This is a genomic window from Streptomyces sp. NPDC050416, assembly GCF_044458845.1.
Classification (GTDB): domain Bacteria; phylum Actinomycetota; class Actinomycetes; order Streptomycetales; family Streptomycetaceae; genus Streptomyces.
In genome coordinates, this window is the sequence record NZ_JBITII010000006.1 from 22,135 (window position 1) to 45,614 (window position 23,480).

The 23,480-nt window shown below is 73.9% G+C and carries 19 protein-coding genes; 9 read left to right on the forward strand and 10 right to left on the reverse strand.

What is annotated here, in order from left to right:
• Positions 1-12: 12 nt before the first annotated feature.
• From ACIBL4_RS19475 to ACIBL4_RS19490, 4 genes are read right to left on the reverse strand one after another with little or no spacing between them, the layout of a single operon-like run.
• Positions 13-4,650 carry a hypothetical protein gene (locus tag ACIBL4_RS19475; RefSeq protein WP_399411639.1) on the reverse strand — a complete coding sequence of 1,546 codons (4,638 nt, stop codon included), beginning with the start codon at positions 4,648-4,650 and terminating at the stop codon, positions 13-15.
• A gap of 59 nt (positions 4,651-4,709) precedes the next feature.
• Positions 4,710-5,591 (reverse strand): hypothetical protein, encoded by an 882-nt coding sequence (locus tag ACIBL4_RS19480; RefSeq protein WP_399411641.1) that lies wholly within the window; start codon positions 5,589-5,591, stop codon positions 4,710-4,712.
• A gap of 31 nt (positions 5,592-5,622) precedes the next feature.
• On the reverse strand, positions 5,623-7,149 hold the full coding sequence (locus tag ACIBL4_RS19485) for a hypothetical protein (protein WP_399411643.1): 1,527 nt from the start codon (positions 7,147-7,149) through the stop codon (positions 5,623-5,625).
• Positions 7,150-7,206: 57 nt separating this feature from the next.
• Positions 7,207-7,902 carry a GntR family transcriptional regulator gene (locus ACIBL4_RS19490; protein WP_399411645.1) on the reverse strand — a complete coding sequence of 232 codons (696 nt, stop codon included), beginning with the start codon at positions 7,900-7,902 and terminating at the stop codon, positions 7,207-7,209.
• A 171-nt stretch (positions 7,903-8,073) separates the two neighbouring features.
• On the opposite strand from ACIBL4_RS19490, the gene ACIBL4_RS19495 reads away from it, so the two are divergent.
• Genes ACIBL4_RS19495 through ACIBL4_RS19515 form a run of 5 tightly spaced genes read left to right on the forward strand, consistent with a single transcriptional unit; the run spans position 8,074 to position 12,486 of the window.
• Positions 8,074-9,375, forward strand: a complete 1,302-nt coding sequence (locus ACIBL4_RS19495) for an MFS transporter (RefSeq protein ID WP_399411647.1) — start codon at positions 8,074-8,076, stop codon at positions 9,373-9,375.
• Entirely contained in the window at positions 9,372-10,205 is an 834-nt protein-coding gene (locus tag ACIBL4_RS19500) for a putative hydro-lyase (RefSeq protein ID WP_399411649.1), read from the forward strand. Before ACIBL4_RS19495 ends, ACIBL4_RS19500 begins: the two co-directional genes overlap by 4 nt.
• Positions 10,206-10,238: 33 nt before the next feature.
• On the forward strand, positions 10,239-10,997 hold the full coding sequence (locus ACIBL4_RS19505) for a LamB/YcsF family protein (protein ID WP_399411651.1): 759 nt from the start codon (positions 10,239-10,241) through the stop codon (positions 10,995-10,997).
• Positions 10,994-11,620 (forward strand): allophanate hydrolase subunit 1, encoded by a 627-nt coding sequence (locus ACIBL4_RS19510; protein ID WP_399411653.1) that lies wholly within the window; start codon positions 10,994-10,996, stop codon positions 11,618-11,620. The genes ACIBL4_RS19505 and ACIBL4_RS19510 overlap by 4 nt, the downstream gene beginning before the upstream one ends.
• Complete coding sequence (locus ACIBL4_RS19515; protein ID WP_399411655.1) at positions 11,617-12,486, forward strand: biotin-dependent carboxyltransferase family protein; 870 nt, start codon at positions 11,617-11,619, stop codon at positions 12,484-12,486. The genes ACIBL4_RS19510 and ACIBL4_RS19515 overlap by 4 nt, the downstream gene beginning before the upstream one ends.
• A gap of 61 nt (positions 12,487-12,547) precedes the next feature.
• On the opposite strand, the gene ACIBL4_RS19520 is transcribed toward ACIBL4_RS19515, so the two are convergent.
• From ACIBL4_RS19520 to ACIBL4_RS19540, 5 genes are all read right to left on the reverse strand, one after another.
• Positions 12,548-13,480 (reverse strand): SGNH/GDSL hydrolase family protein, encoded by a 933-nt coding sequence (locus tag ACIBL4_RS19520; protein WP_399411657.1) that lies wholly within the window; start codon positions 13,478-13,480, stop codon positions 12,548-12,550.
• Positions 13,477-14,673 carry a glycosyltransferase gene (locus ACIBL4_RS19525; RefSeq protein WP_399411659.1) on the reverse strand — a complete coding sequence of 399 codons (1,197 nt, stop codon included), beginning with the start codon at positions 14,671-14,673 and terminating at the stop codon, positions 13,477-13,479. Before ACIBL4_RS19525 ends, ACIBL4_RS19520 begins: the two co-directional genes overlap by 4 nt.
• A complete protein-coding gene (locus ACIBL4_RS19530; protein ID WP_399411661.1) occupies positions 14,670-15,797 on the reverse strand; it encodes a glycosyltransferase family 4 protein in 1,128 nt (375 codons plus the stop codon). Before ACIBL4_RS19530 ends, ACIBL4_RS19525 begins: the two co-directional genes overlap by 4 nt.
• 210 nt (positions 15,798-16,007) lie before the next feature.
• On the reverse strand, positions 16,008-17,426 hold the full coding sequence (locus tag ACIBL4_RS19535) for a HEAT repeat domain-containing protein (RefSeq protein ID WP_399411663.1): 1,419 nt from the start codon (positions 17,424-17,426) through the stop codon (positions 16,008-16,010).
• A 300-nt stretch (positions 17,427-17,726) separates the two neighbouring features.
• Complete coding sequence (locus ACIBL4_RS19540; protein WP_399411665.1) at positions 17,727-18,119, reverse strand: ankyrin repeat domain-containing protein; 393 nt, start codon at positions 18,117-18,119, stop codon at positions 17,727-17,729.
• A gap of 299 nt (positions 18,120-18,418) precedes the next feature.
• On the opposite strand from ACIBL4_RS19540, the gene ACIBL4_RS19545 reads away from it, so the two are divergent.
• Both ACIBL4_RS19545 and ACIBL4_RS19550 read left to right on the forward strand, forming a co-directional pair.
• The gene (locus ACIBL4_RS19545) at positions 18,419-18,613 is read left to right on the forward strand and encodes a hypothetical protein (protein WP_399411667.1); all 195 of its coding nucleotides are present in this window, start codon (positions 18,419-18,421) and stop codon (positions 18,611-18,613) included.
• A gap of 49 nt (positions 18,614-18,662) precedes the next feature.
• Complete coding sequence (locus tag ACIBL4_RS19550; protein ID WP_399411669.1) at positions 18,663-20,402, forward strand: hypothetical protein; 1,740 nt, start codon at positions 18,663-18,665, stop codon at positions 20,400-20,402.
• A gap of 42 nt (positions 20,403-20,444) precedes the next feature.
• Here the strand turns inward: ACIBL4_RS19550 and ACIBL4_RS19555 are convergent, their stop codons facing one another.
• Complete coding sequence (locus ACIBL4_RS19555; protein ID WP_399411671.1) at positions 20,445-21,944, reverse strand: PLP-dependent aminotransferase family protein; 1,500 nt, start codon at positions 21,942-21,944, stop codon at positions 20,445-20,447.
• Positions 21,945-22,042: 98 nt separating this feature from the next.
• On the opposite strand from ACIBL4_RS19555, the gene ACIBL4_RS19560 reads away from it, so the two are divergent.
• Both ACIBL4_RS19560 and ACIBL4_RS19565 read left to right on the forward strand, forming a co-directional pair.
• On the forward strand, positions 22,043-22,696 hold the full coding sequence (locus ACIBL4_RS19560) for a YitT family protein (RefSeq protein WP_399411673.1): 654 nt from the start codon (positions 22,043-22,045) through the stop codon (positions 22,694-22,696).
• A complete protein-coding gene (locus ACIBL4_RS19565) occupies positions 22,693-23,460 on the forward strand; it encodes a glycerophosphodiester phosphodiesterase (protein ID WP_399411675.1) in 768 nt (255 codons plus the stop codon). The genes ACIBL4_RS19560 and ACIBL4_RS19565 overlap by 4 nt, the downstream gene beginning before the upstream one ends.
• Positions 23,461-23,480 lie beyond the last annotated feature (20 nt).

The window sequence follows — 23,480 nt, forward strand, 5'->3', positions numbered from 1 at the left end:
TCCCGCGCGACCCTAAGGCGTCGTGGACGCGGGGCGTTTGTACATCCTGGTTGCCGTGATCTCGCTGTGTACCGCCTCCCCCGCCTGGGGCTGCTGCGGCAGGCCAGGGCGGAGGTGTTCCTCGACGCTGATGTACTTGAGGCCGGCCCTCAGGTCGGCGTCGTTGCGCATGCGGATGACCAGGGGAAACTCGGCGAGCGCCGTGGTGTCGAACAGGCCCGTGGTGTAGAGGAGCTGGACGCCCAGGGCGTCCGACACCGCCCGCTGGAGTTCCAGCAGGTATGTGGCGTTGGCGCGGCCGATGGGGTTGTCGAGGAACAGCGTGCCGGCGTGCCGGTGCTTGTCGCGGCCCCGGTCGTTCGAGCGCAGCGCGGCCATCGTGCAGTACAGGGCGATCGCGGCGGTGAGGAGCTGACCGCCGGAGAAGACGTCGCCCATCTGCCCGACGGGGACGCGCTCGGCGCGCAGCACCGCGTCGGGCTTGAGGATCTCCACGGCGACGCCCTTGGGCTGGAGGGCCGCGGCGACGCCCCGCAGCAGCAGGGACATGCCGTCACGCCGCAGGTCGGAGTTCTTCTTGACGGCCGCCCGGGTCGCCTCGTCGATGACCTCGCCCAGCCGCTCGGTGAGCGTGGCCTGGTCGGGCTCCTCGAAGCGGATGCGCAGAAACTCCTGTCCCGACCACTCGCCGAGACCCTCCGGAAGGCGGGAGAGCCGCTGGGCGGAGCGCAGGGTGGCCAGGGCCGACTCCACCAGGCCGCGCAGGCGGTCCACGATCGAGTCGCGGTTGCGCTCCAGTTGCTCCAGCTCGTCGGTCAGGACGCGGAGCCGGGGCGCGAAGGCGTCGGCCCACTGCTGGGCGTGTTCGGGCAGTGCGGAGGCGGGCAGTTCGCGGATCTGCTGCCGTGCCGGGGTACGGACCTGCTCGTAGCGCGTGGAGTTGGCGTGCCGGACGAGGATGTCGCTGGCCTCGCGGACGGCGGCCTCCGCGGCGGACAGGTCGGCGGCGCAGCCGCGCAGGGAGCGGCGGGCTTCGGCGGCCGACTGCCGGGCCTCCTCCGGGCTGCCGGGGTACGGCTCGGTCTCCTCCTGCTCCTCCTCCGTGGTGTGCTCGCGCAGCAGGTCGCGGAGCATGGCGGCGATCTCGTCGAAGCCGCTCGCCGCGTCCTCGGCGGCGCGGTGCGCGTCGAGGAGTTCGGCGTGCGCCTCGCGTGCCTGGTTCAGCGCCTCGGTGTGGGAGGCGAGTTCGGCCGTGGCGGTGCGCAGCAGAGCCTGCGCGTGCTCGGCGTCGCGCGGCCGGCGATCCTCGGGCAGGCCGGTGTGCGCCTCGCCGTCCTCGGGCGCGAGCCGTTCGGCCTCGCCGCGCAGCCGCCCGAGCTGCTCGCTCGCGCTCGACATGCGGGTCTCCAGGAGCTGTACCAGCTCCTCGGCGCGGGCGGCGGCGGCCTGACGGCTGGGCCCGTCGGAGCCGTCGGGTGATTCGAGGAGCTGCTCGGCGCGCGTACGGACCTTGTTGCTCAGCCGGTCAAGCTCCGCACGGGCCGCGCTCTCGTCGCTCTCCGCGCGGGCCTGCTCGGCCCGCAGGTCGGCGCCGACGCCGACCTTCTCGTACAGCTGCGACGCCGCCCGGTAGGCCTCGCGCAGGGCGGGCAGGGATGCCTTCGGGGTCTGGGCGTCGTCCTCGGGTACGTCGTCGGGGGCGCCGGCGATCTCGGAGCGCTCGGCGCGCAGGGCGCGGGCGGTGCGGCGGGCGTCGTCGGCGGCGCGCTGGGCGGCCCGCCGGTCCTCGTCGGCGGCCCGGGCCCGCTCCAGGCAGGCCTGGGCGCTCGCCTCGGACTCGGCGGCTTCGTCGGCCAGTTCGCGCAGCTTGACCTGCCAGCCGGCCCGCTCGCGCAGCCGGAAGGCGAGCCCGGCGAGGGCGTCGGCGGAGCGGCGGGCCTTCTGAGCGGCCTCCTGCCGCTCGTCCCGGACGCGCGCGGCCTCCGCGGCGGCCTCGTCGGCCTCGGCCCGCACCGTGCGCGCCTCGGCCAGCTCGGCTTCCGACTCCTCGGCGAACGCGCGGGTGTCGTGTGCGGCCTGGGCCAGTTCGGCGAGTCGGCCGGCCGGGCAGCCGGTGCGCCAGGAGGCGAGCCGGGCGGCCAGTTCCCGGTCCTTGCCGAGCCGGGCGGCGAGTGTGCGGATCTCCTCGTCCCGCTCGGCGGCCCGGGCGCGCAGCGCCTGCCGCTCCTCGTCGGCGGCGTGCTCGTCGTGCATGGCCGGGTTCGGCGGGACGAGGAACACGTCGCCGCTGTCGGTGTCCGGGGCGGGGGTCGGGGCGAGCAGGGCGGCGGCCGTGCCGACGGCCACGGCGGAACGAGGCAGCAGCGCCGCGTCGCCCAGCGCCTCCCGGGCGCGTGCGTGGGAGTCCGGGTCGGTGATGATCACGCCGTCGACCAGTTCGGGCCGGGCGGCCAGCACGCGTGCGTGGTCGGCCGGGTCGACGGCCTGGGCGAGGTAGCGCCAACCGGGCAGCGCGGGGATGCCGTGTTCGCCGAGGAACTCGACCGTGGCCAGCACGTCCGGGCCGGGCGGCAGCAGCCCGCCGTCACCGAGCGCGCCGAGGATCCGGGAGTCGTCGGCGGCGGCCGTACGCAGGTCGAACAGCTGCCGTTCGGCGGAGCTGACGGCGTCGTCGAGCAGGTCGCGCAGGTCGTCGGCGAAGCGGTCGAGTTCCTCGGGGCTGAGGCCGTGCCCGCCGGGGGCGGGCCGGGTGGCCGGCTCGCTGTCCGTGCCGTGGCGGGGCTGCGGGATGCCCGGGCGGGTCTCGGAGGTCAGGCTGAGCAGTTCCGCCAGCCGCTCCTCCCCCGCCAGTGCCTCGGCGGTGCGGCGCTCGGCCTCGTACGACCGCTCGGCGGCCGTCGCCGCGTCCGCCGCGCGGGCCGCGGTCAGTTCCGCGCGGGTCTCGGCAGCGGCGGCCTCGCGCGCGTGCTCGGTGGCCCGGTGGGACGCCTCGCGGGCCGAGTCCCAGGCCGCGACGGCGGTCTTCTCGGCGTCGCTGGCGGCCAGGGCCGCCCGGGCCGGGTCGGCGTCAGGCGCGCTGTCGTCGAGCCAGCCGGCCCGGACCGCCTCGGCGGTCTCCTGCTCGACCTCGGCGAGGCGCTGCTTGAGGTGCCCGATCTCGCTGCGGGCCCGCTGCGCCTGTGTGGCGGCGGCGGTGGAGTCCCGGTAGGCGGCGTCGCTGACCTCCTGGAGGGCGGCGGAGCGCTCCTCCTCCTCGTTGGCGTGGTTCTCGGCGTTCTCCGCGGCCGTGTGCAGGGCCCGTACGAGGTCGACGGCGGCCTTGGAGCGGGCGGCCAGGGCCGGGGCGGCGTCGCGCTCCGCCTCCTGGATCGCGGCGGACACGCGGGCGACGCGGTCGGCGGCGGCACGGTGGCGCAGTACGGCCTCGGCGGCCTGCCACGCGGAGTACAGCGTGCGGGCGTCGGCGAGCTCGCGCTTCTGGGCGGCGGCGGACTTCTCGGCGGCGGCGAGGGCCAGCGAGGCGTGCCGGTAGGCGAGTTCGGCGGAGATCAGCGCGCTGCGCTCGCGGGCCGCCTCGGCGTGGGTGACGGCGTACGCGGCGGCGGTGACCCGCTGCGCGAGGTCGGCGGCCCGGACCCGCTCCCGCACGCCGCGTGAGGACAGTCTGCGCGCCAGGGTCCGGGTGCGGCGCTCGGCCGCGGTGTGGATGTCCCGCGCGCGGGAGCGGGCCTCGGCGGCCTCGACGATCCGCCCGAGGAGGTCGACGGACCCGGCGGTGAAGTCGCGTTCGGCGATCAGCTCGGCACGCCGGCCCAGCTTGTTGCCGAAGCCGCTGACCAGGTCCGCGAGCCCGTCCGTGTCGCGGGTGTCGGTGACGGCGCGCAGCAGCAGGTCGGTGAAGTCGGCGTCCTTCTTGACGGCGAAGAGGCCGGCGGCCTCGCCTTCGTCGGCGTTCATCTCCCGCTGGTAGCGGAAGAGTTCGGGGTCGAGTCCGAGGTCGCCGAGGTGCTCGATCCAGCGGTCGTGGATCTCCTCCCAGTGCACCTCCAGGTGGGGGTACGTCTTGCCCGCCTCCATGAGGGCGTCGCGGAAGCCCTTCATGGTGCGACGCCGGCCGCGCGCGCCCGACTGGCCCTCGGCCGGGGCCCGTACGGCGGTGGACTCGGCCACGGGGAGGTTGTCGAGGCTCAGCCCGGGCCCGGGCCGGAAGGAGTACCACGCCTCGGCGAACTTGCGCGGGTCGTTGGAGACCTGCCGCCCGCGCCACTCGCTGACCTTGCCGACGACGACGCACTCGCCGGTCAGCACGTGCTGCCACTCCAGCGCGACATGGCCGCAGTCGTCGGCGAGCAGGAACTTGCGCAGCACACCGGAGCTGGCGCCGCCGAGTGTGTTGCGGTGCCCCGGCAGCATCACGGAGAAGATCAGCTTGAGCAGCACCGACTTGCCGCCGCCGTTCTCCAGGAAGAGCACGCCCGCGGGCGCGGGCCGGCGCGGCGGGCCGACGGGCTCCTCCTCGAAGAACTCCGCCTGGGTGGGCGCGGGATCGGGCACGGGCTCGCCCACGCCGCGCAGGTCAAGCACGGTGTCGGCGTAGCGCGCACCGGCGGGCCCGATGGAGTAGAGGCGGACCCGGGACAGCTCGTACATGGCGGACTCTCGTAAGGCTTCGTGAGGCGGGGGTTCAGCAGGAGTGGCGAGGCGGGGTGTCAGGAGGAGTGGAACGGCAGCCCGGCGTCGGCGACCAGCTCCAAGTCGTCGCTCTCCTCGGGGGGCAGCAGGGTCGGTGTGCCGTCGGTGACCGGGACGACACCCAGTTCCAGCAGCTCGGCCAAGGCGGCGCTGCCGGCCATGTCGCGGACCTGGAGCTGGTAGCGGGCGGTCGTGCGGTACGTGCCGCCGTTGTCGTCGCCGGTGCGCTGGAGGAAACCGGAGTCGGTGAGGAACGCCACGGCCTTGGCGACGATGCCGGTGGTCGAACCGGCGAGCCTGCGCGCGTCCTTGGTGGCCCCGGTCGAGCTGCGCCGCACCCAGATGCGCCAGGCGGCCTCCAGTCCGGGCGCGTCGGTGGCCGGGTCGGTGTTCTCGCCCTGTTCGGCGGCGCGTTCCTCCAGGCGGCGGCAGGCCTGGCGGACGAAGGCGTCGACGCCGTTGACCGTGACGCGGCCGATGTAGCCGTCGTCGGCGAGGTCCTCGGGGCGGGGGAACGCCATGGCGGCGACGGCGAGATGGGCGAGTCCGTGCAGGAACCGGTCGCCGCCGTCGGCGGACGTACGACGCGCGTAGTCGCCCATGCGGACGGCGAACACCGAGTCCTCGGCGGCGGTCACGGCCATGCCCGCGCGCGGGGACACCTCCAGCACGATCAGCCCCAGCCCGGTCGCCACGGCGTCGGCGAGCCGCGCGAACGGCGGATCCTCCCGGTAGCGCCGCAGCAGGTCCGCGTACTCCTGGTCGCGCGCGGGCTGGAGCTTGGGCTGCAGCCCGAAGGACACGAGCCGCGCTGCGTCGGCGGCGTCGGCGGGGGTGACGGCGGCCGTGGCCGTCGGGGCCGGGCCTTCCGGTTCACTCCACTCGACATGCTCGCTCACGGTCGGGACTCCTTGTGCCACTCGTACTGACTCATGCTGCTTCCGTCCGGTCCGCCGCCATCCCCGCCGCGTCCAGCAGCGCGGTACCGACGATCAGATCCGCCCCGCCGAACTCCGGATCATCGAGCTCGGTCCCGTCGTCCACGGCGAACAGCAGCTTCTGCTCGCCCTGGCGATAGGCGGTACCGACTGGCGGACTGGCCGCGTGCACCGCCAGCAGGGCCACCAGATACGGCAGCTCGGGGTCCTGCCGCCGGGCCTCGGCCAGCAGCCCGGACAACCGGCGGGGTGCGTCCGCCGGCAAGTCGAGCAGCTCCTGCGCCGCCGCCATCTGCTCCTCGCTGAACCGGCTGTCGTCGGGCGTGGCGATGAGGTCCGGCTCGGGCATCTCCGCACCCAGGTGCTCCCGCTCCACCGGCGGCGTCAGCAGTATGTCGACAAGGTCCCCGACCCGGACGGACACCGGCGTGCGCAGTCCCGTGCCACGCCCGAAGAAGGCGTCCGTGACCCGCACGGCCTGCTCCAGCGGCAGCGGCAGGACGGGCGAGACGAGGTGCCCGTAGAGGTCTATCCCCGAGGTGGCCGCCGGCGTGGCGAAGGCCTGCCGGTCCTGCTCGGCGCGGAACAGCGGTCCGGCCTCGAGCAGCCGGGACTGCAGCTGCGTGTGCCGCCGGATGCAGTCCTTGACGATGTCGACGAGCTCGGCGGCGCGGCGCTTGTGCTCCGGTTCCTCGGACTCGTCGCGGGCCTTGCGGATGTTGGTGAGGATGGCGTTCTCGTGGCGGTAGCGGTCGGCCACGTGCTCCAGGGCCTCGGCGATCATGTCGGGCACGGTGGTGAGCCAGTCCACGGCGCGCACGTTGCGCCGGGTCGCGTCCAGGGCGCGGCGCAGGGTCTCCGAGTACTGGACGGTGCGGTAGCGGGCCTGTTCGGCCGCGAGCTGGGCGTCGGCGAGCCGGCCGCGGCTGATCAGCACCTCCAGCTTGACCTCGGCGGCGATCTGCGCGCTGGTGACGTCCGTGTCGAGGGCGCCGACGAGGACGTTGACCGCCTCGTCCGTCGTGCGCAGGTAGACCGTGCCGCCCGGGCCCGGGACCTCCTCGATCAGCTTGAAGTCGTAGTCACGGCGCACGTACGTGCCGTCCGCCCCGAACGTGCCGTACACCGCGCGGAATCCGCGGTCGACGCTGCCGACGTTGATCAGGTTCTCCAGGACCCAGCGGGCCACCCGCTCATGCTCGGCGGCGGGCCGTTGCGGTGCCTGGGCGGCGATGCGCGGGATGAGGCGGGCGACGATCTGGTCGTGGTCCGCGCCCGTGTCGAAGTCCATGTTCAGGGTGACGAGGTCGATGGCCGCGAGGGCGACCTCCGCCATGCCGTACACCGAGTACTCGCCGGCGAGGTTGGCCTTGCGCGCGTCGAGGTCGTGCAGCGGCGCGGTGCAGGCGAGCGCGCGCAGGCGCCGCGCCAGGCCCTCGTCGGCGGCCGGCCCCGGTGCGGGGCGCGGCCCCGCGCTGAGCTGGGGCGGAACGCTGTCCGTCGATGCAGGCGAAGTCACGGTGCACAGACTAGGTCCTGGGTCTGACAACGACCCAAACGACGCGGATGGGCCTGGTCAGCCGTCCTCGCCGACCCGCCGCCTGTACACCTCGACGACCCGGTGCAGCGAATCGTCGAGGTAACCGGCGAGCAGACGCTCGGCCTTGTCCCGGTCCCCTGCCTGAAGAGCCTCCAGGATCATGACATTTCGTGCGATGTACGGCTCGTGCAGTCGCTGCGGTTCGTCCACCACGTGGAAGGCGAGGCGCAGTTCGGCGAACACACTCCGCATCAGCTCGGCGGTGCGCTCGCTCGCCGCGAGGGCGACCAGCTCCCTGTGGAAGTGGATGTTGGCCGTGCCCACGCCCTTCCAGTCGCCTTCCCGAGCTGCCCGCCGACCCTCCTCCACGGCGCCGGCCAGCCCGTCGAGGCCGTAGGGCGGCTCGCCGAGACCTCGCACGACCGCGCACTCGACGAGTCTGCGGGTGCGGTAGATGTCCTCGACGTCCTCGACGGTCAGGACCCGGACGAAGACGCCCCGGTTCAGCTCGTGGACGAGCAGACGTTCGTGTGTGAGCAGCCGGAACGCCTCGCGCAGGGTGTTGCGGGAGACGCCGAGCGCGCCACCGATGCTGTCCTCCGACAGCCGGGTGCCGGGCGGGAAGTAACCCTCGGCGATCCGGCTCCTGAGGATGTCCGAGACGCGTTCGGCGGTGCTGGTGCGCCCCAGGAGTGCCCGGTCGTCGGAGAGGTCCCTCAGCTGCTCTGCCATGCCGGAATTCAATCGCAGATTACAAGAACGAAACAACATGGGTATTGAGGGATCGTTGAACGATCCTCTACGGTGCTAGGCACGGCTCGCTCCCGAAGCGACCGAGCTCACTCCCACAGCACCCCCACTGCTCAGTCCGAAGCACCCTCCGTCCCCCTCTTCGAGGTGCCCATGAGCTCGACTCCTCCACCGCAGGCCCTGACCGACGACGCAGGCACCGTGGCGGCCGAACACCCCGCCGGCGACGGTGCGTTCGGCTGGCTGCGCGCCCTCGGCCCGCGCGGCCGGCGCGCGTTCGCCGGTGCCTTCGGCGGCTATGCCCTGGACTCGTACGACTACTTCACGCTGCCGCTGAGCATGGTCGCGCTCTCCGCCTACTTCGGGCTGAGCAGCGGCCAGACCGGCCTCTTCACGACGGTCACCCTGGTGGTCTCCGCGATCGGCGGCGCCCTCGCGGGCGTCCTCGCGGACCGCATCGGCCGGGTGAAGGCGCTGATGCTCACGGTGATCACCTACGCGGTCTTCACCGTCGCCTGCGGCTTCGCGCCCAACTACGAGACACTGCTGGTCTTCCGGGCCCTCCAGGGCCTCGGTTTCGGCGGCGAGTGGGCGGTCGGCGCGATCCTCGTCGCCGAGTACGCGAGCGCCAAGCACCGGGGGCGCACACTCGGCGCCATCCAGAGTTCCTGGGCCGTGGGCTGGGGCATGGCCGTGATCGCCTACACCGTCATCTTCTCGGTGGCCGGCGACGATCTGGCCTGGCGCATCATGTTCTGGACCGGGGCGCTGCCCGCGCTGCTCGTCATCTGGGTGCGGCGCAGTGTGCACGACGCGCCCGAGGCGGCCGCCGCTCGTGAACAGAGCGCGGAGAAGGGCTCGTTCACGGCGATCTTCAAGCCCGGCCTGCTGCGGACGACCATCTTCGCGGGGCTGCTCTCGACCGGCGTCCAGGGCGGCTACTACACGCTGGCCACCTGGGTACCCACCTACCTCAAGTCCGAGCGCGACCTGTCGGTCGTCGGCACCGGCGGCTATCTGACGTTCCTGATATCGGGCGCCTTCATCGGCTACCTGACGGGCGGTTACCTCACCGACAAGCTGGGCCGGCGGCGCAACATCTGGCTCTTCGCCCTGCTGTCGGCGATCTGCATCCTGGCGTACGCGAACATCCCGAGCGGCGCCAACTCCCTGATCTTGGTGCTCGGTTTCCCCCTCGGCTTCTGCATGTCGGCCATCTTCAGCGGCTTCGGCTCGTACCTGAGCGAGCTGTACCCGACGGCGGTGCGCGGCACGGGGCAGGGATTCACGTACAACACCGGGCGCGCGGTGGGTGCCGTCTTCCCGACGGCGGTCGGGTTCCTGGCCGACAGCTGGGGCGTGGGCGGCGCGCTGGTCTTCGGGGCGATCGGGTACGGCATCGCGGCCCTGGCGCTGCTCGGGCTGCCGGAGACGCGCGGGAAGGAGCTCACATGAACCGCACCAGCGCCGAGACCGGGGACCGTCCCGTCGTCCTCGTCGACGAGCACGCGCGCGCGTGGAGCCCGCGAACGGCCCGCGCCCGCTTCCGGGAGGGCCTCACGGGCCCCACCGCCGGGGTCGCGGCGGGCCACACCCAGGTCAACCTGATCTCGGTGCCCGCCGACTGGGCCTACGACATGCTGTTGTTCTGCCAGCGCAACCCCAAGCCGTGTCCCGTCCTCGACGTCACCGACGCCGGGTCCTGGACCACGGTGCTCGCGGAGGGCGCGGACCTGCGCACCGACCTGCCGCGCTACCGGGTGTGGCGGGACGGCGAGCTGGTCGACGAGCCGACGGATGTGCGCGCGTACTGGCGGGACGACCTGGTGTCGTTCCTGATCGGGTGCAGCTTCACGTTCGAGTGGGCGCTGAGCGAGGCGGGCGTGCCGATCCGCCACGTCGAGCAGGGCCGCAACGTCCCGATGTACGTCACCAGCCGGCAGTGCCGTCCGGCGGGGCGGCTGCACGGGCCGCTGGTGGTGTCCATGCGACCGGTGCCGCCCCCGCATCTGGCGGCGGCGATCCGGGAGAGCAGCCTGCTGCCGGCGGTGCACGGCAGCCCCGTGCACTGCGGCGCCCCCGCGGGGCTCGGCATCGACGACCTCGGTCGCCCCGACTTCGGCGACCCGGTGGCCCCCGAGCCGGACGACATCCCGGTGTTCTGGGCGTGCGGGGTGACCCCGCAGGCGGCCGTGATGGCCTCGCGCCCGCCGTTCGCCCTCACGCACGCCCCGGGGCAGATGTTCCTCACCGACGCCCGCGACGAGCAGTACCGCGTGGCCTGACAACCGCGTGGCCTGACAGGAGACACTGGATACATGGCCTGCATCGACCTGAACGCCGACCTCGGCGAGGGCTTCGGCCGCTGGCGGCTCACCGACGACGAACAGCTGCTGTCGGTCGTCACCAGCGCCAACGTGGCGTGCGGCTTCCACGCCGGGGACGCGCCCACCATGCGCCGGGTGTGCGAGCTGGCGGCCGAGCGCGGCGTCCGGATCGGCGCCCAGGTGTCCTACCGGGACCTGGCCGGGTTCGGGCGGCGCGCGATGGACGTGCCGCCCGCCGAACTGACGGCCGAGGTGGCCTACCAGATCGGAGCCCTGGAGGTCTTCGCCCGCGCGGCGGGCGCCCGCGTGGCCTACGTGAAGCCGCACGGCGCGCTCTACAACCGGGTCGTGCACGACGAGGAGCAGGCCGCCGCGGTCGTCGACGGCGTGCTCCTCGCGGACGCCTCCCTGCCGGTGCTGGGCCTGCCCGGCTCGCGCCTGCTGGTGCTCGCCGGGAAGGCCGGGCTGCCGGTCGTGACGGAGGCGTTCGCCGACCGCGCGTACACCGACGCGGGCATGCTCGTGCCGCGCTCCCGGGAGGGCGCCGTGATCACCGACCCCGACACCGTCGTGGAGCGGTCGCTGAGCCTGGCCCGCTCCGGCGAGGTCCTCTCCCACTCGGGGACCCGGATCGAGGTACGCGCGCGTTCCCTGTGCCTGCACGGCGACACACCCGGCGCGGTGGAGCTGGCACGCCGCGTGCGGGAGCGGCTGGAGGCGTCGGGCGTCCGGGTGGAGGCCTTCGCATGAAGGTCCTGCCGGTCGGCGAGGACGCCCTGCTCGTCGAGGTCTCCTCGGGCGACGAGGCCCAGGCCCTGCACGCCGAGCTGCTACGCCGCCGCGCGGAGGGCTCGCTGGTGGCCCGCGAGATCGTGCCCGCGGCTCGCACGGTCCTGCTCGACGGCCTCGACGCTCCCGCCCGGGTGGCCGCCGAGCTGACCGCCGCCGACCTGCCTCCCGCTCCCCCACGCGCGCGTGCCGTGGTCGAGATCCCGGTGCGCTACGACGGCCCGGACCTGGCCGACGTCGCCGCGCACTGGGGCGTGCCCGAGCCGGAGGTCGCCCGCATTCACGCGGGCACGGAGTTCCGGGTCGCCTTCTGCGGCTTCGCCCCGGGCTTCGCCTACCTCACCGGCCTGCCGCCGCGCTACGACGTCCCGCGCCGGGCCACCCCGCGCACGGCCGTCCCGGCGGGTTCCGTCGCGCTGGCGGGCCCGTACACGGGCGTGTACCCGCGCTCGTCGCCGGGCGGCTGGCAGCTGATCGGCACGACGGACGCCGTGCTGTGGGACCACACGCGCGTGCCGGCCGCGCTGCTGTCGCCGGGCACGTGTGTGCGGTTCGTCCCCGTCGGGCCGGTGGGGCACCCATGACCGACCGCGCGCTCGCCGTCGTCCGGGCCGGGGCCCTGACCACCGTGCAGGACCGGGGGCGCCCCGGGCACGCCCACCTCGGTGTGCCCCGCTCCGGGGCACTGGACCGGCCCGCGGCGGACCTCGTCAACCGGCTGACGGGCAACCCGCCCGAGGCGGCCGTGCTCGAGACGACCGTCAACGGCTGTGCCGTACGCCCCCGTTGCACCGTCACCGTGGCCGTGGCGGGCGCGCCCTGCCGGGTCACGGTGGACGGACGGCCCGTCGCCTGGGCCGCGCCGGTGTGCGTGCCCGCCGGGGCGCTGCTGGAGGTCGGGCCTGCCGTGTCGGGCCTGCGCAGCTACGTGGGCGTCTGCGGGGGCATCACCGTCGAGCCGGTGCTCGGCAGCCGCTCGACGGACCTGCTGTCGGGGCTCGGCCCGCCCCCGCTCACGGACGGTACGGTGCTGCCCCTGGGCCGGCCGACGGGCGCGCACGCGCGCGTGGACGTCGCCCCGCAGCCGGCGCCGCCGGCCGAGCTGATCCTGCGAGTGACACTCGGACCGCGCGACGGCTGGTTCACGCCGGAGGCCGTACGGACCTTCGTCTCCCGTCCCTACCGGGTGTCCCCCGCGAGCAACCGCATCGGGCTGCGCACCGAGGGGGCCGCCCTGGAGCGGGCCCTGGCCGGGGAACTCCCCAGCGAGGGCATGGTGCTCGGCGCCGTCCAGGTCCCGCCCGACGGCAGGCCGGTGGTGTTCCTCGCCGACCACCCGACCACCGGGGGTTACCCGGTGATCGCGGTGGTCCGCGCCGCCGATCTCCCCGCCGCCGCCCAGGCGGTCCCGGGCACGCCGGTCCGCTTCGTGGCGGTACGGCGCCGCTGAACCGCCGGGCCACGTCGGTCGCCGCCGCCCTGACGGTGCCGCGTCGGTCGCCGCCGCCCCGTCAGGCCGCGTCCGGCTGCTCCGCCACCGGCAGGGCGGCCAGCGCGGCGGACACGGCCGCGGAGGTCCGCAGATCGAGCCGGGCGCTCGTGCCGCGGGCCCGGTGCCGGAGCTCGTCGGCGGCGAGGGTCAGGAGCTGGGGCAGCACGTCGGTGCACCGGCGGGCCACCCAGCCGGTACCGGCCGTGGCCAGCCACCACAGGCTCGCCGACCTGGTCGGGACGGGGAACTCGGGCTCGGGCGAGGGCGCGGGCCCCGTCGCGAGGCCGTGTTCCGCGAGCAGCGCGTGGAAGCGCAGGGCCAGCTGCCGGTGCCCGCGCTCTCCGGGGTGCAGCCGGTCCGCGCTCCACAGGGCGCGGTCCGTGATCCAGTCGCCCTCGCAGGCGTGCAGGTGCACAGCCCCGTACCGGTCGGACAGGGCATGGACGACCGCGTTCACGGCCCGCTGCCGCCGCGCCAGGGGGTGGGCCAGTGGCCCCGGCAGCCCGAGCATCGCGCCCGGGTCGGGCAGACAAGCGGTGAGCAGGATCGCGCCCTGCTCGGTGAGGGCCGCGTACACCTGGTCGAGCCGGGCCGCCACGGCCTGGATGTCGAAGGTGCAGCGCAGGGTGTCGTTGACGCCGATGACGACGGACACGAGGTCGGGCCGCAGCTCCAGCGCGGCAGGCAACTGACGCTCCACCACATCCCGGGTCTGCGACCCGCTCACCGCGAGGTTGGTGAACCGGGCGGGTCCCTTTGGGAACCCCTCGGATCCCTCGGCGACCCCGGCGGGTCCCTCGACCAGCCCAGCGGGTCCCTCGCCCAGCCCGGCGGCCAGCAGCGCGGCCCAGCCGCGCCACGCCCCGTCGCCGACGGGATCACCCACGCCCTCGGTGAGCGAGTCACCGAGAGCCACGAACCTCGGGGCTCCCTCCCACCACGGGCGTCTCATGCCACGCCCCCGGGTACAAAGGGCGGAACCGGCCGCACGGGAACAGCCGCGTCATGCGCGGCGAGAAACGCGTCGACCGCCGCGTCCCACCCGAAACACTCCGCACGCGCGCGTGCCCCCTCGCGCCGGTCCGCCTCCAGGCGTTCCAGGAGGAGCTCCACGGCGTCCGCGAAGGCCTCCCCGTGGTCCCCCGCGACGGCCCCGGCGGAGCCGATCACCTCCGACAGAGCGGACGACGCGCTCGCCACCACGGGCGTGCCGCACGCCATGGCCTCCAGGGCGGCGAGCCCGAACGTCTCGGCGGGCCCCGGTGCCAGGGCCACGTCGGCGGACGCCTGGAGCGCGCCGAGCAGTCCGCGGTCGGAGACGTGCCCGAGGAAGGTGACCGGCAGACCGCTCTCCCGCGCCCGCTGTTCGAGCCGGGCGCGCAGCGGCCCGTCCCCGGCCACCACCAGCACCGCCCGGCGCCCTCGCCGCCGTAGCGCTTCCAGGGCGTCCAGCGCCGTGCCGGGCCGCTTCTCCACGGACAGCCGCGAGCACATCACCAGCAGCGTCTCGTCCACGCGCGCGTGCCGCGCCCGCAGCTGCGGGTCGCGCAGCGCGGGGTGGCGCTGCACCAGGTCGACGCCCAGTGGGGCGCGGACGACGTTGCGTGCCCCGATCCGCACGAATTCCCGCTCGGCGAACTCGGTGGTGCACACCACGCGCGCGTACGTGTGGGCCGTGCGGACGTTGAGGGCGTCGGCGGCGCGCCGGGCGGCCCCCTCGGGCAGGCCCCACGTGCGCAGCACACCGTCGGCGGTCTCGTGGGAGACCATCACGGCCGGGATCCGGGCGCGCCGCGCCCACTTGCCGGTCCACCTGAGGGTCGTACGGTCGGACACCTCCAGCCGGTCCGGCGCGAGCTCCTCCAGGAGCCGGGCCACCCGTCGCTTGTCGGCGAGCACGCGGTAGCCGCCGGTGCCGGGCAGCAGCGGCCCGGGGAGGGTGATCACCCTCCCCTGCTCGGTCTGCCGGTCACTCATGCGCTCGCCGGGGATCACGAGGACGGGTTCGTGCCCGGCCGCCTTGAAGCCCTTGCCGAGTTCGCGCAGCGCGGTGCGCAGACCGCCGGACGCGGGCGCGACGAAGTTGGCGAGCCGCACGATCCGAAGCGACTGGCCGCTGCTGTTGCCCGGACGCGAGTCGATCATGCCGCCACCACCGTCCTGCGCGCGGCGAGCACGCTCGCGTAGTGCCCGATCAGCTGGTCCCCGACGGCCGCCCAGGTGCGGCCCTCCACGGTGGCCCGCCCGGCGGCGCCGAAGGCGGTCCGCAGACCGGCGTCTGCGGCCAGGGCCCGCACCGCGTCCCGTACGGCACTCGCGTCGCGCGGCGGCACCAGCAGGCCGGTGCGCCCGTGGGCGACCAGGTCCAGCGGCCCGCCCGCGGCGGGCGCCACGACGGGCAGGCCGCTGGCCATGGCCTCCTGCACGGTCTGGCAGAAGGTCTCGAAGGGCCCCGTGTGCACGAAGGCGTCCAGCGAGGCGAAGATCCGGGCCAGATCGTCACCGGTGCGGCGGCCGAGGAAGACCGCGCCGGGCAGCGCCTGCTCCAGGCCGGGCCGGCTCGGGCCGTCGCCGACGACCACGACCCGGACACCCTCCAGGCCGCAGACCCCGGCGAGGAGTTCGACCTGCTTCTCGGGGGCGAGCCGGCCGACGTAGCCGACGATCAGCTCGCCGTTCGGGGCGAGTGCGCGACGCAGGGCCTCGTCGCGGCGGTCGGGCCGGAAACGTTCGGTGTCGACGCCGCGCGGCCACAGCTCGACACGGGGCACACCGTGGGTCTCCAGGTCACGCAGGGCCGCGCTGGACGGGGCGAGGGTGAGGTCGGCGGCGCCGTGCACGGAGCGGATCCGCCGCCAGGCGGCGGCCTCTCCAGCACCCATGTAGGTGCGGGCGTATCCGGCGAGATCGGTCTGGTAGACGGCGACGGACGGAATGCCGAGGCGGGCGGCGGCGGCCATGCCGCGCACGCCGAGGACGAAGGGGCTGGCGAGGTGGACGACATCGGCGCGGTGCTCGACGAGGGTGGCGGCCAGGCGGCGGCTGGGGAGGGCGACGCGGACCTGGGGATAGCCGGGGAGCGGGAGGGAGGGGACGTGGACGACGGGGCACGGCACGTCGGCGTCGGGCTTGTTCCCGGGCGCGGGGGCCGGGGCGACGACGACGGGAGTGTGACCACTGTCGACGAGGTGCCGGGCGGTCTGGAGCGCGCAGTGGGCCACGCCGTTCACATCGGGGGGAAAGGATTCGGTCACGATGACGACACGCATACCGGTGTTGTCGCCGTGCCGGACGTGGCCGCGTCAACGTGGATCTTTCGGGACGAGGAACGTCCCATGAGCGTTCCGAGCCGCACCCGCGCAGGTCAGGCCGCGTCCATGCGCTCCTGACCCGCGAGTCATCCCGTGTTCACCCGGGCGGCCTGATTCCGCCCTGGCGCCCTTGCACAAAGGGGGAGTCACACGCTCGCACAGTGGGGGTCACACAGCGGTCTCCTCGGGACCGATCCGGCTGCGGACGGCCGTCTGGACCTCGGCCTCCTCGGCCGGGTCGGCGGCGAGCCGGCGCAGTCGCTCGACGACACGGGTGTCTCCGGTCTCGGCGTGCCGGGCGGCGAGCTCCCGGGTGGTCTCCTCGCAGTCCCACAGGCACTCGACGGCGAAGCCGGTGGCGAAGGAGGGGTCGGTGGCGGCGAGGGCACGGGCGGCCCGGCCGCGCAGATGGGAGGAGGCGGTCTCGCGGTAGATGTGGCGGAGCACGGGTGCGGCGCAGGCGATGCCGAGCCGTCCGGTGCCGTCGACCAGGGTCCACAGGGTCGGTGCGTCGGGGCCGTCGCCCCGTACGGCTTCGCGGAGTGCCGCGAGGACCAGGTCGCGGTCCTGCGCCCCGCCCCGGCAGGCGAGGACGCGGCCGGCGGCGGCGCCCAGCGCGTCCGGCCGCCGCGCCCAGCCACGCGCCTGGTCCACGGCGGCGAGCGAGCGCATGCGTTCGAAGGCCTCGACGGCGGCGTCCACGACGACCGTCGAGCCGGTGGCCACGGCGCCCTCGATCAGGCCCAGGGCGTCGGGATCGTTGCCGTCGGCGAGGTAGCGCAAGGCCGTGCACCGGGCTCCGTCGCCGCCCTCCTTCGCGGCCTGGATGATCTCGGCCCGGTCCTCGGGCCCCGCCACAGCGGTGAGACAGCGGGCGGCCGGGACATGGAGTGCCGCACCCCGTTCGAGGCCTTGCTGGGCCCACTCGAAGACGGCCTGCACACTCCACCCGGGGCGGGGGCCGGCCGGCCGCATCTGCCGCTGCCAGCGGTCGAAACAGCCCGTCTCGTGGGCGGCACGCACGCGTGTGGCGATGGATTCGCGCGGATCCTCGGCCCACAGCCGCCACGGCCGCGGTTCGAAGGCGTCCCGGACGGTGGCGGCCAGCTCGGCGTCGCCCTCCGGATCGGCCGGGAACCGCGCGAGGACGGGTGCTGCGAGGGCGCGCAGGCCCGCGTCGTCGTCCCTGAGGGCCAGTTCGTCGAGGGCCCAGGCCCAGTTGGAGCCGTGGGCGGCGTACCTGCGCAGTAGTTCGAGCGCGTCCCGCCTGCCGTAGGAGGCGAGGTGCCCGAGGACGGCGAGGGCGAGCCCGGTGCGTGACTCCTCGGTGTCGAGGACGTCCTCGGCACCGAAGAGGTGGGCCTCGATCTCGTCCAGCTCGCCGTTCAGATCGAGGAAGAGCCGGGCGTAGTAGAGGGAGCGGTTCTCCACCTGCCAGTCGTGGCGGGGATCGCGCAGCACGCAGTGGTTCAGCGCCGCGAGCGCCTCGGGGCGCGGGGCGGTGAGCGCGTGCAGTGTGCCGTCACCGCGGCCCCGCTGGAGCAGGCCGAGCAGCGTACCGCTGGGCGCTATGACCGGATCGAACATGGGAAACAGCCTCACATCAAGCGTCGACGCAACCGGGGACGTGTACTACCTGGCCGCGCGACAACACGTCGGAGTGCCCGCCGTTTCCTGCTTGCTGTAGACCATCTTCCTCTGCCTCTCGTCGGTGGCCCTTGCGAACCGGGTCACGGTCCGCGCGGTGCGGCAACATCTGCCCAGTCATCACGTCCGTGAACCACGTCGTCATGATGACTCGGCAGTTCCATCTGCCGCGACCGAAATTTCGGCGGCCCTGTACCGCCTCCCCCGTTTTCGTTGTCGTTCCAGGTCAGACTGGTCGGCTCAGTGCTCGCCGAACAGTTCGAGCAATTCCGTCCGGCCGAACATCCGGGCGGTGTCGACCGCCGAGGGAGTGCCGGCGGACGGGTCGGCGCCGCCCTCCAGGAGGGCCTTGACGACGTCCGTCTCGCCCTTGAAGGCCGCCCCCGCGAGCGGGGTCTGGCCCCGGTCGTTCACCCGGTCGGCCTCGGCACCGCGGGCGAGCAGGGCGCGCACCGCCTCGGAATGGCCGTGGTAGGCGGCGAGCATCACGAGCGAGTCGCCGCGGTCGTTGGTGAGGTTGGCCGGTACCCCGGCGTCGACATACGCCACGAGCGCCTCCGTCTGTCCCCGCCGGGCCAGATCGAAGATCTTGGTCGCCAGCTCCACGACCTCGGGGTCGGGGACTTCGGTCATCGGCCGGACCGCCTCTCACTTCACATGTCTCGTCGGGTGCGTACGTCTGCGAGCGGTGCAGCCGTACGAGTGAATCGCCAGGGTACTGGCTGGCGCGGCACATGACCCGATGTGCCCGAGGTAAAGATCACCACAGACCTCGCCGAGCGCAACAGTCCAGCGCGACCGGGCCGGGGACCGCTCCGCCAACCAGGGGAAATAGTCCGAATTTCACCCAGTTGCACCTTTCATCGTATGGATACATCCTGTGAGCCTGGAAGTACTCATGGTGACTGTCCCCGCGAACCAGGAGAACTCAAATGATCCTCTCCATCTCAGGCGTGGTCCTGCTCGGCATCGTCGTGTTCATCTTCTTCCGCAAGGACGGGCTGAAGGCATCGCACGCGGTGGTCGCGATGCTGTTCGGCTTCTACCTGGCGAGCACGGCCATCGCCCCGAGCATCAAGGCGGGCGGCGAGAGCCTGGCGAGCCTCCTCGGCGGAATCAGGTTCTGACCCCTCTCCCCGTACGCATCCCGCCCGTACGCACTCTCTGGAGGCAGCAGTGGCCCGGCGCCCCCTCCCCCGCATTCTGAGCAACGGCAGCGCACAGCTCGCCCGGAGCCGGGAGCTGGCCCGGACGGCCGCCGACAGCGCCACCGACGTCCTCCATCCGCTGATCACGATCACGCGCGGTCTGCGCCGGCTGGCAGCGGCCGGACGGCGCAGATGGACCGAGACCCCCAAGGAGAGACGGGGGGCGCTGCTGTTCCTCGTCGCCTCCGTGCTCCTGGTCGTGGCACTGCTGCCGTACGGACCGCTGTGCGCCGCCGTCACCCTGATGGCAGCCGCGGCCTGGAAGGGCCGGGACCGCGCCCCGGCGGCGTCCGACGGGCCCGACGAGTCGCAGACAGAACGCCTCAAGGCGCTCTACGAGGCCCTCGTGCCGTACTTCTCCGCCGCCGAGGACCCCGAGCCGCTGTACGCCCACGGCGGTGCGTGGGACAAGGCCTTCCCCACCTACGCGTTCGACGGCGCCGGCCGGATCTCGCATCTGGTGGTCCGCTACCCGGCGTACTTCACGGACGGCGAGGCCGAGGCCCGCGCGCGGATTGAGCACCTGCTCGCGGCCAAGTCGGGCCGGGGCCGCGAATACCACTTCACGTGGGACGAGGAGGGCAACCAGTTGACGGTCAGCGTGCTCCTGCCGCTGCCCGTCGACATCGCGGCCCAGCGTTTCGTCACCACCCCCGGCGAGACGGTCCTCGGCTTCACCGACCCCACCGAGGTCCGGCGCACGCTCCCCCTCACCTACGGCGAACAGCAGCGGGACGTGCCCCCGGTCGTCTGGCGCACGGGCCTGCGCTCGACCGAGCCCCATCTGCTCGCCCTCGGTCAGCCCGGCAGCGGCACCTCGACCCTGCTGCGGTCCATCGCTCTCCAGGCCCTCCAGCACGGCGACGTGGTGATCGTCGACGGCGGCGGCACCGGCGAGTACGCCTGCCTGACCGGCCGGGACGGCGTCCTGGCCGTCGAGTGCGGGCTCACCGGGGCGCTGGCCAGCCTGGAGTGGGCCGCGACCGAGACCGAGCGCCGCCTCATCGCCGCCAACCGCGCCCACCAGGCGGGCCACCCGCCGCCCGACGACACCAAGCGTCCCCTGTGGATCCTCCTGGACCGCCCGACGGCGTTCACCCACCTGGCCGCCGCCGACGACCGCAAGGATCCCCAGTCCCTCCTCCAGGTCCCCCTGCGGCACGGCCGCCCGGCGAATGTGACGGTGGTGGTGGCCGACCAGCTCGACAGCCTCGACACCCTCACCGACGCCGTACGGCAGCACACCCGTGCGCGCGTGGTCCTCGGCCCGGCGACGGCCGACCAGATCGAGTCCGTCCTGGGCGCGCCCCCGCACACCACCCCCGTCGACCAGGTCCCGCCCGGCCGCGGCTACGCCCGCCTGGGCATGGGCCCGGTCCACCGCCTCCAGGTCCCGGCCACGCCCAACCCCTACGACGACGCAACGTCCGACGCCCTCCGCCAGGCGGTGCTGGACCTCCTGCCGCCCCGCACAACGCCGGCGGACGGGGAGGCGGTGCCCGACCCGGATCCCTCGCAGGGGGAACCGGAATTGGTCGCACCGGAGCTGGTCGAACCGGGTCAGGCCAAACCGGAGCCGCAGTCGGTACCGGAGCCGGAGACGGTGCCGGAGCCGGAGCCGGTGGTGTCCGAGCCAGTCCCCGTACTGACGGAACCGGCAGAACGAAAGCCGGTCCCCGTCCTGACAAAACCCACGAAGTCGTCCTAGCGCGGCCGGTCAGGCCGATCTCCGCAGCTGCGGGGATCGGCCCTACGCCACGAACGTCCGCGGCGACTCGCCTGCCCCCGCACCCCCGTCCTCCACGATCCGCGCCGCGGCGGCCAACCGCGCGGCCGCCTCCTCGGCCACCGCACCCCCCACGGTGAACGGCAACCGCACATACCCCTCGAACGCCCCGTCCACCCCGAATCGCGGTCCGGACGGCACCCGCAGGCCCACCCGCTCCCCCGCCTCCGCGAGCCGCGAGCCGGACAGGCCGCCCGTCCGCACCCACAGCGTCAGCCCGCCCCGGGGCACCTCGAACTCCCACGTGGGCAGCTCCCGCCGCACCGCGGCCACGATCTCGTCCCGGTTCTGCCGCGCCTGCTCCCGCCGCATCTCCACGGCCTGCTCCCAACCGCCGGTGCCGAAGAGCCAGTTCACGGCCAGCTGTTCCAGGACCGGCGTGCCGAGATCCGCGTATGCCCGCGCCGCGACCAGGCTGCGGATCACGTCTGGAGCGGCCCGCACCCACCCGATGCGCATCCCGGCCCAGAAGGCCTTGCTCGCCGATCCCACGGTGATCACCGTCGACCCGGCCGGATCGAAGGCACACACCGCCCGCGGCATCCGAACATCCGGGTCGAGCCACAGCTCGCTCATGGTCTCGTCGGCAATCAGCACGGTCCCCGCGGACCTGGCCGCGTCGACCAGCTGCCGCCGCTGGTCCTCGTCGGCGAGTGCGCCGGTGGGGTTGTGGAAGTCGGCGACGACGTACGCGATCCGGGGCGCGGCGTCCCGCAGGACCTGCCGCCAGCGGTCCATGTCCCAGCCCGCGAGTCCCTCGGCCATCGCGACGGGCACGAGCCGGGCCCCGGCCTCCCGCATCAGCTGAAGGATGTTGGCGTACGAGGGCGACTCCACGGCGATGCGCTCGCCCCGCCCGGCGAACAGGTGGCAGATCGCGTCGATCGCGCCCATCGCCCCGGTCGTCACCATGATCTGCTCGGGCATGGTCGGGATCCCGCGCGCGGTGTAGCGCTCGGCGATCATCGACCGCAGCGCGGGCAGCCCGGCGGGATAGTCGCCGTGCGTGTGCGCGTAGGGCGGCAGTTCCTCCAGCGCGCCCTGCACGCCCCGGGTGAGCCACGGCTCGGGGGCCGGAAGCGCCGCACAGCCCAGGTCGATCATCGAGCCGAGCGCCTCCGGAGGCAGGGGTTCCAGCCCGCGCGCGGGCAGCGGGTTCCCGGCGGGTACGGCGGTCCAGCTGCCCGCCCCGCGCCGGGACTCCAGGAACCCCTCGCTGCGCAGCGCCTCGTAGGCGGCGGCGACCGTCGTACGGCTGACGGACAGGGAGAGGGCGAGTTCCCGCTCGGCGGGCAGCCGGGCGGCCACCGGGACCCGTCCTTCGAGCACCAGCAGCCGGATGCCGTCGGCGAGCGCGCGATAGGCGGGCGGCCGGCGCGTGCCGGGCCCCGCCGGGCGGTCCTGCTGGGAGTTGAGCAGCCGCGCGAGCTGCGCCGCACCCACGGCCGAGGTCCACTGCGCCATGAGAATCAGTCCACCTTCCCCGGATTGGCCATGGATGACCTCTCCATCCAAGCCACAGGGTGTCATGCATCAGTCCACTACCACCAGGGGGGCACATCATGTCCACGCAGCGGCGGCTCGCCCGGCGACTGACGCAGCTCTACGTCGGTCTCGCTCTGTACGGCGCGAGTTCGGCGCTGCTCGTCAGGTCGGGCCTCGGACTGGAGCCGTGGAACGTACTGCACCAGGGCCTCGCCGAGCGGACCGGTCTGTCCATCGGTGTCGTGCTGACCATCGTGGGAGCCGCTGTGCTGCTCGCGTGGATCCCACTGCGCCAGCGGCCGGGCCTGGGCACGATCTCCAACGTGCTGGTCATCGGCATGGCGATGGACGCGACGCTGGCCCTGCTGCCCGACGCGCACGGCTGGGTGCTCCGCGTCGGCCTGCTGGCGGCGGGGATCGTCCTGAACGGCGCGGCGACCGGCCTGTACATCGCGGCACGCTTCGGCCCGGGCCCGCGCGACGGCCTGATGACGGGGCTGCACCAGCTCACGGGTGTCTCGATCCGCCTGGTGCGCACGGGTATCGAGCTCACGGTCGTGGCGACCGGCTTCGCGCTGGGCGGCACCGTCGGGGTCGGCACCCTCCTGTACGCGGTGGCGATCGGCCCGCTCGCCCAGCTGTTCCTGCGCGTGTTCGCCGTCCCCGCGGCATCCGGCGGCAGCACGGTCGTTGCCACCGGTCAACCCCGAGGAGCGATACTGCGTCCGTGACCCCGCGGATACGCCATCCCTACCTCGACCACCCCGGCCCGATCGCCTTCGCCCACCGGGGCGGGGCCGCGGACGGCCTGGAGAACACCGTGCGGCAGTTCCGGTGCGCCGTCGAGGCGGGCTACCGCTACATCGAGACCGACGTCCACGCCACCCGGGACGGCGAACTCGTCGCCTTCCACGACGCGACCCTGGACCGGGTGACGGACGGCGCGGGCCGGATCGCCGACCTGCCCTGGCAGGAGGTGCGCCACGCGCGCGTGGCGGGCGAGGAACCGGTGCCGCTCTTCGAGGACCTCCTGGAGACCTTCCCGGACGTCCGCTGGAACGTCGACGTCAAGGCGGAGGCCGCCCTGGTGCCCTTCCTGGACCTGGTCGGCCGGACGAACGCCTGGGACCGGATCTGCCTCGGCTCGTTCTCCGAGGCCCGTGTGGTGCGCGCCCAGCGGCTGGCCGGCCCGCGCCTGGCCACCTCGTACGGCACCCGGGGGGTGCTCAATCTGCGGCTGCGCTCCTGGGGGCTGCCGGCGGCGGTGCGCCGCTCGGCGGTCGCCGCGCAGGTGCCCGAGATCCAGTCCGGCATCCAGGTCGTGGACCACCGTTTCCTGCGCGCCGCCCACGCGCGCGGGCTCCAGGTGCACGTGTGGACCGTCAACGACCCGGAGAGCATGCACCGGCTTCTGGATCTCGGCGTGGATGGCATCATGACCGATCACATCGACACGTTGCGCAAGGTCATGGAGGACCGCGGCGTCTGGGTCTGAGACCCCCGGCCGGTCGCCCC